At 65.2% G+C, this 14751-nt stretch carries 17 protein-coding genes and 1 tRNA gene; 10 read left to right on the forward strand and 8 right to left on the reverse strand.

What is annotated here, in order from left to right; all coding sequences use genetic code 11:
- The first annotated feature begins 48 nt into the window (after positions 1-48).
- From petA to KT882_RS03280, 8 genes are all read left to right on the forward strand, one after another.
- Positions 49-657: a ubiquinol-cytochrome c reductase iron-sulfur subunit gene (gene petA, locus KT882_RS03245; protein WP_161074598.1), complete on the forward strand. Its 609-nt coding sequence runs from the start codon at positions 49-51 to the stop codon at positions 655-657.
- Positions 658-660: 3 nt separating this feature from the next.
- The gene (locus KT882_RS03250; RefSeq protein WP_161074597.1) at positions 661-2073 is read left to right on the forward strand and encodes a cytochrome b; all 1413 of its coding nucleotides are present in this window, start codon (positions 661-663) and stop codon (positions 2071-2073) included.
- 31 nt (positions 2074-2104) lie between these two features.
- Positions 2105-2869: a cytochrome c1 gene (locus KT882_RS03255; RefSeq protein WP_161074596.1), complete on the forward strand. Its 765-nt coding sequence runs from the start codon at positions 2105-2107 to the stop codon at positions 2867-2869.
- Between the two features lie 116 nt (positions 2870-2985).
- Positions 2986-3597, forward strand: coding sequence for a glutathione S-transferase N-terminal domain-containing protein (locus tag KT882_RS03260; RefSeq protein WP_050409980.1), 612 nt, complete (start codon positions 2986-2988; stop codon positions 3595-3597).
- Positions 3598-3599: 2 nt separating this feature from the next.
- On the forward strand, positions 3600-4118 hold the full coding sequence (locus tag KT882_RS03265; protein WP_161074595.1) for a ClpXP protease specificity-enhancing factor: 519 nt from the start codon (positions 3600-3602) through the stop codon (positions 4116-4118).
- A 19-nt stretch (positions 4119-4137) separates the two neighbouring features.
- Positions 4138-4213: transfer RNA gene (locus KT882_RS03270), tRNA-Thr, on the forward strand.
- A gap of 230 nt (positions 4214-4443) precedes the next feature.
- The gene (locus KT882_RS03275) at positions 4444-4845 is read left to right on the forward strand and encodes a cupin domain-containing protein (RefSeq protein ID WP_161074579.1); all 402 of its coding nucleotides are present in this window, start codon (positions 4444-4446) and stop codon (positions 4843-4845) included.
- A gap of 99 nt (positions 4846-4944) precedes the next feature.
- Positions 4945-5490, forward strand: coding sequence for a hypothetical protein (locus tag KT882_RS03280; protein ID WP_161074578.1), 546 nt, complete (start codon positions 4945-4947; stop codon positions 5488-5490).
- Here KT882_RS03280 and KT882_RS03285 read toward each other — a convergent pair.
- From KT882_RS03285 to KT882_RS03320, 8 genes are all read right to left on the reverse strand, one after another.
- Positions 5483-6739: a hypothetical protein gene (locus KT882_RS03285; RefSeq protein ID WP_161074577.1), complete on the reverse strand. Its 1257-nt coding sequence runs from the start codon at positions 6737-6739 to the stop codon at positions 5483-5485. The two genes, KT882_RS03280 and KT882_RS03285, sit on opposite strands and share 8 nt — an antisense overlap.
- Positions 6740-6748: 9 nt before the next feature.
- On the reverse strand, positions 6749-8770 hold the full coding sequence (locus KT882_RS03290; protein ID WP_228894402.1) for a hypothetical protein: 2022 nt from the start codon (positions 8768-8770) through the stop codon (positions 6749-6751).
- Positions 8771-8781: 11 nt separating this feature from the next.
- A complete protein-coding gene (locus KT882_RS03295; RefSeq protein ID WP_161074575.1) occupies positions 8782-9294 on the reverse strand; it encodes a hypothetical protein in 513 nt (170 codons plus the stop codon).
- A gap of 150 nt (positions 9295-9444) precedes the next feature.
- Positions 9445-10473, reverse strand: coding sequence for an NAD(P)H-dependent glycerol-3-phosphate dehydrogenase (locus KT882_RS03300; protein WP_161074574.1), 1029 nt, complete (start codon positions 10471-10473; stop codon positions 9445-9447).
- Positions 10474-10482: 9 nt separating this feature from the next.
- A complete protein-coding gene (locus KT882_RS03305; RefSeq protein ID WP_161074573.1) occupies positions 10483-10926 on the reverse strand; it encodes an SH3 domain-containing protein in 444 nt (147 codons plus the stop codon).
- A 112-nt stretch (positions 10927-11038) separates the two neighbouring features.
- The gene (gene secB, locus KT882_RS03310; protein WP_161074572.1) at positions 11039-11518 is read right to left on the reverse strand and encodes a protein-export chaperone SecB; all 480 of its coding nucleotides are present in this window, start codon (positions 11516-11518) and stop codon (positions 11039-11041) included.
- 123 nt (positions 11519-11641) lie between these two features.
- Positions 11642-11902: a glutaredoxin 3 gene (grxC, locus tag KT882_RS03315; RefSeq protein WP_161074571.1), complete on the reverse strand. Its 261-nt coding sequence runs from the start codon at positions 11900-11902 to the stop codon at positions 11642-11644.
- Positions 11903-11916: 14 nt separating this feature from the next.
- Positions 11917-12318, reverse strand: coding sequence for a rhodanese-like domain-containing protein (locus KT882_RS03320; RefSeq protein ID WP_161074570.1), 402 nt, complete (start codon positions 12316-12318; stop codon positions 11917-11919).
- A 105-nt stretch (positions 12319-12423) separates the two neighbouring features.
- Between KT882_RS03320 and gpmA the strand changes: the two genes are divergently transcribed.
- Positions 12424-13170 carry a 2,3-diphosphoglycerate-dependent phosphoglycerate mutase gene (gene gpmA / locus KT882_RS03325; RefSeq protein WP_228894405.1) on the forward strand — a complete coding sequence of 249 codons (747 nt, stop codon included), beginning with the start codon at positions 12424-12426 and terminating at the stop codon, positions 13168-13170.
- Between the two features lie 7 nt (positions 13171-13177).
- Positions 13178-14728 (forward strand): murein hydrolase activator EnvC family protein, encoded by a 1551-nt coding sequence (locus tag KT882_RS03330; protein ID WP_228894407.1) that lies wholly within the window; start codon positions 13178-13180, stop codon positions 14726-14728.
- Positions 14729-14751 lie beyond the last annotated feature (23 nt).

A 14751-nucleotide genomic window follows, 5' to 3' on the forward strand; every position in this document is an offset into this window, starting at 1 on the left:
TGGTTAACGCATAATAACTATTTCGCAATTTGATGATTGGGGTTTGGTATGAGTAACGATAAGCAGGTCGATTCTGGCCGTCGTGGCTTGATCGCCGCAACATGCGCGGCAGGTGGCGTGGTTGGACTGTCCACCGCCGGTGTACTGGTAAGCACTTTCCAGCCGTCCGAGCGAGCGAAAGCGGCCGGCGCACCTGTCGAAGTCGATATCTCCACGCTGCAGCCGGGCGAAATGCGCACTGTCGAGTGGCGCGGCAAGCCGGTCTGGATCCTCAAGCGCACGCCGGAAATGGTGGCGTCGCTGAAAAAGACCGACGGCAAAGTGGCCGACGCCGACTCCAAGCGCAATCCCGAGGAGTTCACCCCGGAATACTGCCGCAACGAACACCGCTCCATCAAACCCGAAATCCTGGTCGCCGTGGGCATTTGCACCCACCTCGGCTGCTCGCCGTCGTCGAAATTCACCCCGGGACCGCAGCCTTCGCTGCCGGACGACTGGGAAGGCGGCTTCCTGTGCCCATGCCACGGTTCGACCTTCGACATGGCCGGCCGCGTCTACAAGAACAAGCCGGCGCCGGACAATCTGCAGGTTCCACGCCATATGTATATGGGCGACACCAAGCTGGTGATCGGCAAAGACGAGAAAGGCGAGGCATAAACCATGGCTGCTTTCAAAGAGACGAAACTCCCCGCCAACGCTCCGGCCGCGCAAAAAGCGCTGGGCTGGGTCGATGACCGCTTTCCGCTGAGCAAGCTGTGGAATGACCAGTGGGGCAAGTACTACGCCCCGAAAAACTTCAACTTCTGGTACATCTTCGGCTCGCTGGCCATGCTGGTGCTGGTGCTGCAGATCGTCACCGGCATCTTCCTGACCATGCACTACAAGCCGGACGCCAACCTGGCCTTCGGCTCGGTGGAATACATCATGCGCGAAGTGCCGTGGGGCTGGCTGGTGCGCTATATGCACTCGACCGGCGCCTCCGCCTTCTTCATCATCGTCTACCTGCACATGACGCGCGGCCTGCTGTACGGTTCCTACCGCAAGCCCCGCGAACTGATCTGGCTGTTCGGTTTCGCCATCTTCCTGTGCCTGATGGCCGAGGCCTTCTTCGGCTACCTGCTGCCATGGGGCCAGATGTCCTACTGGGGCGCGCAGGTGATCGTCAACCTGTTCGGCGCCATTCCGCTGATCGGCCCCGACCTGTCGCTGTGGATACGCGGCGACTACGTGGTGTCCGACGCCACCCTGAACCGCTTCTTCGCCTTCCACGTGATCGCCATTCCGCTGGTCCTGCTGGGCCTGGTTGCCGCCCACCTGATCGCGCTGCACGAAGTGGGCTCGTCCAATCCGGACGGCATCGAAGTCAAAGAGAACCTGGGTCCGGACGGCCACCCGGTCGACTCGATTCCATCGCACCCTTACTACACCGTGCACGACCTGTTCGGCGTGTCGGTCTTCCTGCTGATCTTCTCGACCGTGGTGTTCTTCGCGCCTGAGATGGGCGGCTATTTCCTGGAATACAACAACTTCCTGCCGGGCGACTCGCTGAAGACCCCGCTGCACATCGCGCCGACCTGGTACTTCACGCCGTTCTACTCGGTGCTGCGCGCCACCACGGCCGACTTCATGTGGGTGCTGATGGTGGCCGTGGCCGCCTACGTGGCCTTCCTGTGGCTGAAATCGCGCCTGGCCTTCATGACCAAGGCGGTTATCGCCGTGATTGCGCTGGTGGCCATCGTCGGCATGCTGCCGTCGGTGCTGGACGCGAAATTCTGGGGCGTGGTGTTCTTCGGCGGTTCCGTCGTGATCCTGGCCTTCCTGCCGTGGCTGGACCACTCGCCGGTGAAGTCCATCCGCTACCGTCCGGACTGGCACAAATACGTGTACCTGGTGTTCGGCCTGTCCTTCATCACCCTGGGCTATCTGGGCACCCAGCCGCCCAGCACGGTCGGCACCATTGTGTCCCAGTGCTGCACCCTGTACTACTTTGCCTTCTTCCTGCTGATGCCGTGGTGGAGCGCGATGGGCCAGTTCAAGACTGTGCCATCCCGCGTGACTTTCCATCCGCACTGATCCGCCGACCACAGCACAAAAGGACAAGAATATGAATTTTGCAAAGAAACTGCTCGCGATCCTGGCGCTGGTGCCAGGCCTGGCCCTGGCCAACGAAGGCGGCCACCCGCTGGACAAGGCGCCGGACCGCTCCACCAACATGGCGGCGCTGCAAAATGGCGCCAAGCTGTTTGTGAACTACTGCCTGAACTGCCATAATGCGTCTTCGATGCGTTACAACCGCCTGAAGGACCTCGGCCTGACGGAGGAGCAGATCAAGGGCAACCTGTTGTTTACCGGCGAAAAAGTGGGCGAAATGATGACCACGGCCATGCCGGCCAAGGATGCCAAGGCCTGGTTCGGCGTGGTGCCGCCTGATTTGTCGGTCATCGCGCGGGCCAAAGCCGGCCCGGGCGGCACCGGCGGCGACTATCTGTACACCTATCTGCGCACCTTCTACAAGGATGACACCCGCCCGAACGGCTGGAACAACCTGATGGTGGCCAACGTGGCGATGCCGCACGTATTGCATGAATTGCAAGGCGTGCAGGTGGCCAAGTTCGCGGAAGAAAAAGATCCGCACGATCCAAGCAAGAGCGTGCATAAATTCGTCGGCTTCGAGCAGGTCAAGCCCGGCACTCTGAACAAACTGGAGTTCGACACGCAAGTGGCGGACCTGGTCGGTTACATGGAGTGGATGGCCGAGCCTGCCGCGCAGACCCGCAAACGCCTCGGCGTGTGGGTGCTGATTTTCCTGACGGGCTTCGCGCTGCTGGCCTGGCGACTGAACGCATCGTACTGGAAGGAAGTCAAATAAGTGAGCATGCCGGCCCTGGGCCGGCTATGTGTTTTGTGCGCCGCCCGCGTGGCGGGCGCGTTCTGGGGTGAGCCGTTTTCGGCTGCATCCCATTTTGTTTCTAAGGAACTACAAAAATGATGGTTCTCTACTCGGGTACTACCTGCCCATTCTCGCAACGCTGCCGCCTGGTCCTGTTTGAAAAAGGCATGGACTTCGAAGTGCGCGACGTCGACCTGTTCAACAAGCCGGAAGACATTTCGACCATGAACCCCTACGGCCAGGTGCCCATCCTGGTCGAACGCGAACTGATCCTGTACGAATCGAACATCATCAACGAGTACATCGACGAGCGCTTCCCGCACCCGCAGCTGATGCCGGCCGATCCGCTGATGCGCGCGCGCGCCCGCCTGATGCTGTTCAACTTCGAAAAAGAACTGTTCGTGCACGTGCACACGCTGGAAAGCGAGCGCGCCAAGGCCAACGACAAGAGCCACGACAAGGCGCGCGCGGAAATCCGCGACCGCCTGACCACACTGGCGCCGCTGTTCCTGAAGAACAAGTACATGCTGGGCGACGAGTTCTCCATGCTGGACGTTGCCGTGGCCCCGCTGCTGTGGCGCCTGGACCACTACGGCATCGAGCTGTCGAAGACCGCCGCGCCGCTGATGAAGTACGCCGAGCGCATCTTCTCGCGTCCGGCCTACATCGAAGCGCTGACGCCGTCCGAGAAGGTGATGCGCCGCTGATCATGTCCGAGATTTCCACCAAGCCCTACATGCTGCGCGCCATTTACGAATGGTGCACCGACAGCGGCTACACGCCCTACCTGGCGGTAAAAGTCGACGCCACCACCACGGTGCCGATGGAATACGTCAAGAAGGGCGAGATTGTGCTCAACATCAGCTTCGGCGCCACCTCCGGGCTGAAGATGGACAATGACAGCATCCGCTTCCACGCCCGCTTCGGCGGCGTGTCGCGCGAGATCTACGTGCCGGTCAACAACGTGATGGCCATCTACGCCAACGAAAACGGCCAGGGCATGGCCTTCGAGCCGCAACTGGGCGGCTACGACGACGCGCCAGCGGCCCCGGCCGCACCGGCGCCGGCGCCGCTGGCGCCGGTCTCCAGCGTGCCCACGCTGGCCCCGGTGCCGACCCCGGCGCCGCAGGCCCGCCCGGCTGCGCTTGATGGCGAAGACGGTCCCGACGACGGCGGCGAACCGCCCAAAAAAGGCGGCGGACGCCCCACCCTCACGCGTATCAAATAGCGTATAATCCTCGCGCAACGCCGACTTAGCTCATTTGGTAGAGCAGTTGATTTGTAATCATCAGGTGGCCAGTTCGAAACCGGCAGTCGGCACCATAAACGAAAAAGCCCAGCCTATATGGCTGGGCTTTTTGCATTCCGGACCTTGCTCAAACAAGCAGCCTTGATCGCATTTCGTCCCGCAGTGTATCGCCGTGTGTCGGCCACGGCCATTGATACACTGCGACTTCTCCGGCCTCTTTTCGCGACACAAGGCCGATACACGGCAGCGGTCTAATGCGGCATGGCATCGATTCCGATCCAGTCAACCGCAAAAGGACAGTCAAATGAAAACCTTACCAACCATGATGGCCGCAGCAATGATCGCCGGCAGCGCGCTGCTGGCGCTGCCGGCGCAGGCGCAGATGCAGGGCTTGAAACGCAGCGACATCCTGAAAAGCGACCTGAGCGTTCCCGGCCGCGAAGTGCTGCAGGTGCGCGTGGACTTCGCCGAGGGCGCGCGCTCGCCCCGCCATGCGCATCCGGGCGAGGAAATCGCGTTTGTGCTGGAAGGCACGCTGGAATACGAGATCGAAGGCCGCCCGAACGTCACGCTGAAGGCCGGCGACGCGGTCTTCATCCCGGCCGGCGCCATGCATGTGGCCACCAATGTCGGCAAGGGCAACGCCGGCGAACTGGCCACCTACCTGGTGGCGAAAGACCAGCCGCTGGTGAAGATAGACAAATAAGCGACGCCGCAGGCCGGCGGTGCCCGGCCATTCTTGACTTCCTGTAGGAAAAATGTCATTTTCACATGATAAAAATGACAGTTTCTTCCAGGGATTAACATGGGCCGTATCGCCGCTGAATTTGCCAAGCCTGCCAGCTGGCAGGACTTCGACTGCCTGAGCCGCAGCCTGATGTCGGCCGTGCATGGCGTGCAGTTTGAACGCTGGGGGCCGCCGGACCACCGCGAGCATGGCGCCGACGCCTGGGCCAAGCTGCCGAACGGCAAGGTGATGTTGCTGCAGTGCAAAGGCCGCAGCCGCAGCTTCGGCAAGTCGCTCAGCATTGCCAATCTGGACGCGGCGGTGCGCGAGATCGACAGCTATCCCCACGCGGTCGAGGAACTCATCATCCTGACCACCACGCAAGACAATGTCGCCCTGCAGGACCGCGCCGAGGAACTCAGCGAGCAGCGCGCGGCGGCCGGGCTGTCGCGCGTGTCGCTGTATGGCTGGCACAGCATCGCCAGCCTGATGGTCAAGCACGAGGCGGCGCTGCAGGATTATTTCCGCCCGCGGCGCCGCTTCTGGCAGGGCCTGCGCTGGGCAGGCGTGCTGTTTGCACTGCTGCTGGCGGCCGGCGTGGTCCTGCTGCCGCGCCTCAGGTGAGCCTGATCACCTGCGGCTTGGTATTGCTGCTGCCGCACACCACGAAGGCCTGCAAGCTGGGCACCCAGCGGAATTTGGACCAGTAGCCGTTGGCCGCCGTCTGTATCGTCGCCTGGCCCTTGCTGTCGGAAGGCCAGTGCTGGAGCGCAACCTTGCTCCACGTCCAAGGATTGGTGGCCGGATTGGTGGCGGGCGGACTGAGCTTGACCACGCTGGGCGGCTGCTCGGACTGGTCCAGTCCGACGATGCAGCCCAGCTCCTCCACCCATTGCAGGCCCATGACGTCCATGCGGTGGAAGTTGGGCACCGCGCTGCCGTCGTAGCCGAAAGTGAGCGAGGGCACGCTGCCGCTGGTGCTGGTGCGCGTGACCGCGCCGGTGGCCAGGTTGCGCACATACAGGGTGCGGTAGTTCAGGTCGGCGTAGGTGCCGCTGGCATAGCCGCCGTCGATGGCGATCAGCAGCTGCAGCGACGGGCACAGCACCATGGCGCCGTTGCCCAGGTTGCCGCCCAGCGCGGGATACTGCGTGATCGCGCCGGCCTTGTCGACAAACAGGGTGTAGCTGACCGGGCCGTTGACGGCCACCCACCAGCCCTTGCGCTGCTCGTCCATCACGGTGATCGGGTAATTGCCGCCTTGCGCCGTGGGCGAAAACCGTATCATGCCCGGGTCGGCGTTTTGGGCCTGCCGCGTGGCCATGGTGGTGTAGCCCCGGCTGGGGCGCGACACATCCAGCAGATTAATGCGGTTGGCGTAGCTCGATCCGGCCCAGAAAAAGGACACCAGCGTGCCTTGCGCCGCGCCGCCCCAGGCGGCAGGCAGTTCCTGCAGCCCCAGGTAGCTGTGCGGGCAATACGGCGTGCCGTCCGGCGCGTAGCCTGCCACGAAAGAATCTGAGCGGTTGCTCTGCAGCGGCACGTTGGCGGTGCGCCAGCTCAGGCTGGAAAAATCGCAGATCAGGGAGAACTGGTAGTTGGGCAGGCCGCCGGCGGACTCGTGGCCGCCCGAGTAGAACACCTGCGCGCCCAGTTCGCTATAGTCGCGCAGGACGGCGCTGCCGCCCCACAGCGCGAAGGGATTGTTCATCAGGTAGTTGTCGGCCACGTAGATGGACGGCACCACGTCGTTCGGCGTGTTGCGCATGGGGACGTCGGCGAAATAGCCGGCCGGCGGCATCCAGGCCGGGCGCGCCGCCTGGACCGCCGCCCGCACTGTGATGGTAAACGGGTTGGAAGAAGCTTGTGACATGGTGGTTCCTTAGTCTGCGCGCGGCGCCACGCCCCAGACGGGCTGGCTGTTCCAGCCGGAGACGATTTGATTCCAGTTGCTGGCGCCTGTCATGCGGGCGTAGGCGGCCTGCGCCCCCGGCACGCCGTGCTGCACCGCGTAGGCGATGGCCGGCTGCAAATTGCCCCAGTAGCTGGTGGGGTCGGGGAAGTAGGCGCCGCGCAGCGGACCGCCCACGCCGGGGTTGCGGGCGCCTGCCGTGGCGGCGTACACGTCGCCCCAGCTGGCGTACCACGGGCCGGTGCCGTCGTAGAAGTCGGCCTTGTTGGCCGGGGCCACCGCCACCGTGTAGACGGCCGCGTCGCAGTACAGGTATTCGTTGTCGCCGGTGCCGCCCAGGCGTCCGATGATGCTCCTGGCCTTCCACGCGAACAGCGCGCTCAGGCGCGTGAGCGAGGCGCTCGGCAGCGCCGGCGCCAGGTCGATCGCGTAGCCCAGCGCGGCGGTGAAAAAGTCCTGCTGCCAGGCCGCTTCCATGTATTTGCCGCTGCCGTCGGCATAATTGCTGTACGGCGACACCCAGCCCTGCGTGTTGTTGACCTTGGCGATATAGATGCTGTGGTACCAGTCCACATTCGCGGCCAGGGACGCGGCCAGCTCACTGCGCAGCAAGGTATCGCCGTCCGGCGTGGCGCACAGCGCCTGGGCCAGCGTGCGCAGCGACCAGGCCGCGCCGCGCACGGTGTTCGAGCCGGCGGCGGACTGGAACACGCCGCCCGCGTACAGGCGGTAGTTGTCGGTGTTCTTCAGGTAGTGCAAGGTGGCGGAGAACTGCACCTGCTCCATGAAGTAGTAGCGCCCGGTCAGCAGGTACGCGGTGTAGCCCACGGACGGGTGGTGCGGCGAGTCCCATACCGGCGCGCCGGTGCCGCCGGCCGTTGGCGTGTAGTTGCCGGTGCTGGAGCTGCCTGTGCCGGAAATGCCGCTGTTGTTGCCCAGCACCAGGTTGGGGTGGCTGGAGAAGCGCAGCGGACGGTTGCTGTTTTCGTCCCGGTAGTGGATGGGGTAGCGGCCCGCGCTGTAGGCGTTGACCAGCACCCCGGGCAGGGCGCGCGCGTCGTTGCTGGCCAGATAGAGCACATCCCACTCGGGCAGCAGGCCGATGCCGGGATGGTAGCCGGTCTGGCCCATGGCCTCGGCGTAATTACTTTGCTGCAAGGGGCTGTAGCTGCTGGCCAGGCCGTTCCACGCGCTGGCGTTGGCGGGCACGGCCGCGCGGTAGTTGGGCACCAGGCGGGTGGCCTGCAGATAGGTCTTGTCGTGGCTGGGCGCCACGCGCGGGTCGCTGCCCAGCCAGTGGCTGAACGCCGTGCCCTGCAGCAGCACGGTGCGGCAATGGTGGGGCAGGTCGATGGCCGCGCTGAAGCGCTGGGTGCCGCCCAGCGTAAAGCCGTAGGTGGCGCTCTTGCTGGTGGGGCCGGCCACTTTCAGGTAGCCGTTTTCCACCCAGGGCAGCACTTCCACCGCGCCGCCCGCGTACAGCCGCACTTCCAGCCACGCCACCAGGTGGGCGTCGCTGCCGATGGGCTTGCGGTAAATCCAGGAACTCATTTCCGGTCCGGCCACCCAGGCCGAGAACGGCGCGTCCCAGTCGGCGCCGGACCAGCTGGCCGTGCCGTAGCTGCCGGCGCTGACGGCGGCGGTGATGCCGGTGGTGCGCAGCGCGGCCGTGCCGAGCGCGGCGGCGGTGCTGGCGGTGCCGGCGGCGGTCAGCGTGTAGGTCTTGGCGGTATTGGCCGCCAGCGTGGCGCGCCCGGACAGGATGGCGAACTTGAGCGAGCCGTCCGGCCAGGTGTTCTTGGGCGTTACCTGCAGGCCGGGCAGGCTGCTGCCGACGAGCTTGCCGGCCGGCACCTGGCCCTGGCGGAAGGCCTGGCCCAGCGTGAACGGCAGGCTGGCGCCGCCGACGGCCGAGCTCAGCGTGAAAGACGCGAAGCCGGCCGCTGGCGCCTGCACCTGGATGGTGAAGGGATTGGAGGAGGACTGGGCCATGGCGCTGTTCCTTAGATGTCGTTGGCGGTCAGCACATGGCCATCATTGCTGCTGGCCGCGCCGATGCCGTCGTAGACGAAGGACAGTGTCCTGGCGTTGTACGTCACGCCGGGCGGCAGCGCGACGCTGTTCAGGGCGATGGCCAGCGGTCCGCCGCTGGCGCTCTTGACGTATTTGGAAATGGAAATCGTGCTGGCCACGCCTTGCGTAAACGTCAGCGTGGGGATCAGGCTCCACACGGGCGGAGCGCTGGCCGGCGCCAGGGCGGACGGGGCGCTGCTGCCGCCGGAGGCGGTCTTGACGGGCGGCGTGGCCGGCTCGGGAGCCGGCGCGGGACCGGCCAGGCTGGCGCCGGCGGCCGCGCTGTCTGCGCTGCCGCCGCAGGCCTGCAGCGCAAGCGTGGCGGCGCTGGCCGACATCAGCTTGATGAACTGGCGGCGCTGCTGGGATTGCTGGCTGTCGGCGGGGAGGATTTCGTTGCCAGCGCAGACCGCTGCTGGGACGGACGTGCGGGAATGTCTCATTGCCAAGTGTCTTCTTAAAAAAAAAGGAAGATGCCGGAATTGCTGCGCGGCATACTGAATAGTGTCGCACAGAACTACGGCACGTTTCAGCAGGAAATGAGATTTATTTTGTTCGCTTCTGTAACAAATAGCAGAACAATATTTAACGTTTCAAATAGGCAAGCTGGCTTCGCCGCGCGGATCGCGCGCCAGCAATTTGGCCACCATGGCCTGCGGCTGGTCGCCGTCGAACAGCACGCCGGCCACCGCGTTGGTGATCGGCATGTCCACGCCCAGGCGGGCCGCCAGGTCGCGCACGGCCTTGGCGCAGGGCACGCCCTCGGCCACATGGCCCAGCTCATTGACGATGGTGTCCAGCGCCTTGCCTTGCGCCAGGCCCAGGCCTACGCGCCGGTTGCGCGACAGGTCGCCGGTGCAGGTGAGGATGAGGTCGCCCATGCCGGTCAGGCCCATAAAGGTTTCCACCTGCCCGCCCAGCGCCGTGCCCAGGCGCGTGATTTCCGCCAGGCCGCGCGTAATCAGCGCGGCGCGCGCGTTCAGGCCCAGGCCCAGGCCGTCCGCCACGCCGGTGGCGATGGCCAGCACGTTCTTGACCGCGCCGCCCACTTCCACGCCCACCAGGTCGGCGCTGCTGTAGACGCGCACATTGCCGCCGTGCATGGCCGCCACCACGCAGTCGCGCAGTTCGGCCGAGCTGGACGCGATGGTCAGCGCGCATGGCAGGCCGCGCGCCACTTCCTGCGCGAAGGAGGGGCCGGACAGGGCGCCGCCGGGCACGCTGTCGCCCAGCACTTCACGCATGATCTGGTGCGGCAGCAGGCCGGTGCCGTACTCGAAGCCCTTGCACAGCCAGACCAGCTTGGGAATGGCGCGGCCCTTCAGCTGTTCCAGCAGCGGGCGCAGGCCGGCCACCGGGCAGGCCGCGATCAGCAGGTCGCTGCCGTGGGCCAGGGCGGCGTCGAAATCGGCGCCGATGGTTAAACCGGGGGGGAAGGGGTGGCCGGGCAGGTAATGCAGATTGTCGCGCGCGGCGGCCATCTCATGCATGGCGGCACTGTTGCGCCCCCACAACAAAACGTCGTGGCGGGCGGCCAGCGCCATGGCCACGGCCGTGCCCCAGGCGCCTGCGCCGAGCACGCTGATCCGGCGCGCGCCGGCGGCATGTTGATGGTGAGCCATGAATCTTCCTTAAATGCCCCAGATTTCGCTGCTTTTCACATAGCCGGACTGGCCGTCGCGGTGGCGCACCTTGATCCAGCCGCCGGCGGCCGGTTCGGCCAGCTCCAGCAGCACGCCCTTGTCGGCGATAAACACGGCGGCGGCGCTGTCGTCGGCGCTGGCGCGCACCTTGGTGTTGGCCGCGCGCACCACCAGGGTGCGCTTGGCGCTCAGGCCCTTGGACTCGGTCCAGGCCAGGTCGCCGCTGGCGTCGCGCACCTTGACCCAGTCGCCATAGCTGAGCACCACTTCCAGCGGCATGCCGCGCGGCGCCACGAACAGCTTGCCGCCCTTGGTGGACGGCGCGTCGTACAGGATGGCCGGGGCCGCGCCGACCGATTTGAAGTCCAGCGCCTGCCCGGCCGTGGCGGCCAGCAGCAGGGCTGCGCCTGCGATCCATCGGGACAGTGTCATACCGGGCCTCTGCTCAGAATTCGGGGGAGAAAAAACGCAAAGGCCGCTGCCGGCCTTTGAGAAGGCGGCGCGCCGCGCGCACCGCCGATACTGCATCTTAATGCGAATGCAATTAGTGCGCCGCACCTTCGGTCGGTGCTGCGGCAGCGGCTTGCTGCTCAGCCAGCGCTTGCAGGCGCTGCTGGTAGAACACTTCGAAGTTGATCTCGGCCAGGTGCACTGGCGGGAAGCCGGCGCGGGTGATCATGTCGGCGATGTTGGCGCGCAGGTATGGGTACACGATGTTCGGGCAACCGATGCCCAGCAGCGGGTCCAGCTGGTCGGCTGGAATGTTGCGCGCTTCGAAGATACCGGCTTGCTTGCCTTCAACCAGGAAAGCCACTTTGTCTTTGATCTTGGCGGTCACGGTGATGGTGACGGTCGATTCGAAGATGCCTTCAGCCAGCGGCTCGGCAGCCACGTCCAGCGCGACTTCGATCGCAGGCGCTTCCTGTTCCAGGAAAATGGCTGGGGAGTTCGGCTGTTCCAGCGACATGTCTTTCAGGTAGACGCGTTGGATTTGGAAGACTGGTTGCAGATTTTCGTCAGACATGGTGCGCTTTCATATATTGGAAAAGAGCGGCGGAACCGCCCGCAGTTAGGTTATCCGCGCGCGCATCCGGAAGGACGCCCGCGCAAATGCGCAGCAATTGTAGCAAAACCAATTTGAGGGCGGTCAGCCTTTTAACAAGGGGTCCAGGCCGCCGGCTTGATCGAGCGCATACAAATCGTCGAAACCGCCCACATGGGTGTCGCCAATGTAAATTTGCGGCACGGTGCGGCGGCCGGTTTTTTGCATCATCAGCACGCGCTGCTCGGGATCGAGGTCGACGCGGATCTTGTTGATGCCGGTCACGCCTTTGGCTTCCAGCAGGCGCTCGGCGCGCACGCAATAGGGGCACACGGCGGTGCTGTACAGGGTTACGGAGGCTGTCATCTTGCTATCCTTGGTTATTTGGCCAGCGGCAGGCCGGCGGTTTGCCAGGCGGACTGGCCGCCTTCCAGCACCACCACGTTCTCAAAGCCGGCGCCGGCCAGCAGCTTGGCGGCGCCGAAGGCGCGCGCGCCCTTCTGGCACACCACCACCACGGTGCGGTTCTTGAACTTGTCCAGTTCCGCCATGCGCTGCTTGAGCTCGCCCGCCGGGATATGCTTGGCGTCCGGCAAGTGGCCCTCGGCGTACTCCTTGGCCTCGCGCACATCCAAGATGGTGGTCTTGGCGCGGTTTATCAACTGCACCGCTTCGGCCGGCGACACTTTTTTGCCGCGCTGGGTCAGTACCGGCCACAGCAGTGCGCCGCCCGACAGGGCGACGATACCAATAAGAAAAATTTGATCTAAAAGGAATTTCACGGTGTTCCAATGGTTTAAGGTTATGCGCGCATTATAAAATAGAAGCTGAACCGAGGCTGAAACGCTGCCTCCCGCAGATTTTTTCACACTTTATAGATCGTTCTTATGTACAAAATTGTCTTCATGCGCCATGGCGAATCCACCTGGAACCTGGAAAACCGCTTCACCGGCTGGACCGATGTCGACCTGACCGAGAAAGGCGTGGCCGAAGCCAAGGCCGCCGGCCAGGTGCTGAAACAGGAGGGCTACACCTTCGACCTGGCGTACACCTCGGTGCTCAAGCGCGCCATCCGCACGCTGTGGCTGGCGCTGGACGAAATGGACATGATGTACTTGCCAATCAAGCATGACTGGCGCCTGAACGAGCGCCACTACGGCGCGCTGCAGGGCCTGGACAAGGGCGAAACCGCCGCCAAATACGGCGACGAGCAGGTGCTGGTATGGCGCCGCAGCTACGACACCCCGCCGCCGGCCCTGGAAGAGGGCGACGACCGCACCTCCTTCAACGACCCGCGCTACGCCGGCCTGCCGAAAGCCAGCATCCCGCTGACCGAATGCCTGAAGGACACCGTGGCGCGCGTGATGCCGGCCTGGGACGAGGAAATCGCCCCGGCCATCCGCGCCGGCAAGAAAATCATCATCTCGGCCCACGGCAACAGCCTGCGCGCGCTGATCAAGATGCTCGACGGCATCAGCGACAGCGACATCGTCGGCCTCAACATCCCCAACGGCCAGCCGCTGGTGTACGAGCTGGACGCCGACCTGAAGCCGATCCGCCACTACTACCTGGGCGACCCGGCCGCCATCGCCGCCGCCCAGGCTGCGGTCGCCAACCAGGGCAAGGCCAAGTAAACCGCTGATGCCGCTGTTCCACCTTACCCGCCGCGCGGGCGCGCTGGCGTTGGCAGTGCTGTTGCTGGCGGCCGTCCCGGCTGCCCACGCGGCCCCGGCCAAGCCCACCGAGCGCAGCAAGCAGAAGCTGCAAGCCGAAGCCGAGCGCGCCGGCCTGCAGCAAAAGCTCAACGCGCTGCGGCGCGACATCGGCCAGACCGAGAGCGCCCGCGAGGACGCGGCCGACACGCTGGCCGAGTCCGAAGAGGCGATTTCGAACGCCAACCGCAGCCTGCGCGAGCTTGCCGAGGAGCAATCCGAAACCAACGTCCGGCTGCAAACGCTGGGCGCGGAGCGCGCGCGCCTGCAGGCCACGGTGGAGCAGCAGAAGCAGCAGCTGGCCAAGCTGCTGCGCGAGCAATACGTGGCGGGCAATGAGGACCGCATCAAGCTGCTGCTGTCCGGGGACAACCCGAACCGCATCAACCGCGACCTGCAGCTGATGGCCTATGTGTCGCAGGCCCAGGCGCGGCTGCTGGAATCGCTGCGCGCCAATCTGCGCGCGGTGGAAGCGAACCAGGCCGACGCGCAGAACGCGCGCGACGAGCTGGAGGAAATCGCGCAGGAAGAGCGCCAGCAGAAGGACTTGCTGGTCAAGGAAAAAGCCAAGCGCGCCAGCGTGCTGGCCAGCCTGTCGCAACGCCTGGTGGCGCAGCGCAAGGAGGCCGGCAAGGTGGCGCAGGACGAACAGCGCATGGCCGGCCTGGTGGACAAGCTGGGCAAGCTGATCGAAGAACAAGCCAAAGCGGCCGCCGCCGAGCAGGCGCGGCTCGAGCGCGTGGCCGCCGCCAAGGCCGCCAAGGCCAAGGCCGACGCGGAAGCGCGCGCGCTGGCGCAGGCCAAGGCGCGCGAACAGGCCAAGGCGCGCGCCGACGCGCTGGCCAAGGCCAGGGCCGAGCAGGCCGAGCGCGAACGCATCGCCAAGGCCGAAGGCAAGCCGAAACCGGCGCCGCTGCCCCTGCCGCCGGCGGCCGTGACGCCGCCGCAGACCGCGCAGACCGCGCCCGCGAACGAGGGCGGCAAGCTGGAGCCGATCGAAGTGGACGAATCGAAAGTGGCGGCGGTGAAGGACGAGCCGCCGGCGCGCAAGGCCGACATCGCCCTGGCCCCCGCCATGCCGGACGGCGCCTTCGCCGCGCTCAAGGGCCAGCTGCGTCCGCCGGTGGCGGGCAAGGTGGCGGCGCGCTTCGGCAGCAAGCGCGGCGACGGCCCCAGCTGGAAAGGCATGTTCATCCGCGCCGCCGAGGGCGCCGACGTGCACACGGTGGCCAGCGGCCGCGTGGTGCACGCGAGCTGGCTGCGCGGTTTCGGCAATCTCATCATTGTCGACCACGGCGGGCAGTACTGGAGCTTGTACGCCAACAACCAGTCCCTGCTGCGCCGCGTGGGCGACGTGGTCAAGGCCGGCGAGGTCATTGCGGCAGCCGGAAACACCGGCGGCAACGAGGAATCGGGTTTATACTTTGAACTCAGGCACAAGGGCAAGGAATTCGATCCGGCCAGCTGGGTCAAATTCTGACAGTCCAACACAGCGGAAGAAAC

The organism is Pseudoduganella aquatica (genome assembly GCF_020865585.1).
GTDB classification, from domain to species: domain Bacteria; phylum Pseudomonadota; class Gammaproteobacteria; order Burkholderiales; family Burkholderiaceae_D; genus Rugamonas; species Rugamonas aquatica_A.

Bases quoted from the DNA above. Each gene is read 5' to 3' on its own strand.
- KT882_RS03250 (WP_161074597.1), top strand. From the start codon at position 661: ATGGCTGCTTTCAAAGAGACGAAACTCCCCGCCAACGCTCCGGCCGCG.
- KT882_RS03260 (WP_050409980.1), top strand. From the start codon at position 2,986: ATGATGGTTCTCTACTCGGGTACTACCTGCCCATTCTCGCAACGCTGC.
- grxC (WP_161074571.1), bottom strand. From the start codon at position 11,902: ATGACAGCCTCCGTAACCCTGTACAGCACCGCCGTGTGCCCCTATTGC.
- KT882_RS03290 (WP_228894402.1), bottom strand. From the start codon at position 8,770: ATGGCCCAGTCCTCCTCCAATCCCTTCACCATCCAGGTGCAGGCGCCA.
- KT882_RS03285 (WP_161074577.1), bottom strand. From the start codon at position 6,739: ATGTCACAAGCTTCTTCCAACCCGTTTACCATCACAGTGCGGGCGGCG.
- KT882_RS03330 (WP_228894407.1), top strand. From the start codon at position 13,178: ATGCCGCTGTTCCACCTTACCCGCCGCGCGGGCGCGCTGGCGTTGGCA.
- gpmA (WP_228894405.1), top strand. From the start codon at position 12,424: ATGTACAAAATTGTCTTCATGCGCCATGGCGAATCCACCTGGAACCTG.
- KT882_RS03280 (WP_161074578.1), top strand. From the start codon at position 4,945: ATGGGCCGTATCGCCGCTGAATTTGCCAAGCCTGCCAGCTGGCAGGAC.
- KT882_RS03300 (WP_161074574.1), bottom strand. From the start codon at position 10,473: ATGGCTCACCATCAACATGCCGCCGGCGCGCGCCGGATCAGCGTGCTC.
- KT882_RS03295 (WP_161074575.1), bottom strand. From the start codon at position 9,294: ATGAGACATTCCCGCACGTCCGTCCCAGCAGCGGTCTGCGCTGGCAAC.
- KT882_RS03305 (WP_161074573.1), bottom strand. From the start codon at position 10,926: ATGACACTGTCCCGATGGATCGCAGGCGCAGCCCTGCTGCTGGCCGCC.
- KT882_RS03265 (WP_161074595.1), top strand. From the start codon at position 3,600: ATGTCCGAGATTTCCACCAAGCCCTACATGCTGCGCGCCATTTACGAA.
- secB (WP_161074572.1), bottom strand. From the start codon at position 11,518: ATGTCTGACGAAAATCTGCAACCAGTCTTCCAAATCCAACGCGTCTAC.
- petA (WP_161074598.1), top strand. From the start codon at position 49: ATGAGTAACGATAAGCAGGTCGATTCTGGCCGTCGTGGCTTGATCGCC.
- KT882_RS03275 (WP_161074579.1), top strand. From the start codon at position 4,444: ATGAAAACCTTACCAACCATGATGGCCGCAGCAATGATCGCCGGCAGC.
- KT882_RS03255 (WP_161074596.1), top strand. From the start codon at position 2,105: ATGAATTTTGCAAAGAAACTGCTCGCGATCCTGGCGCTGGTGCCAGGC.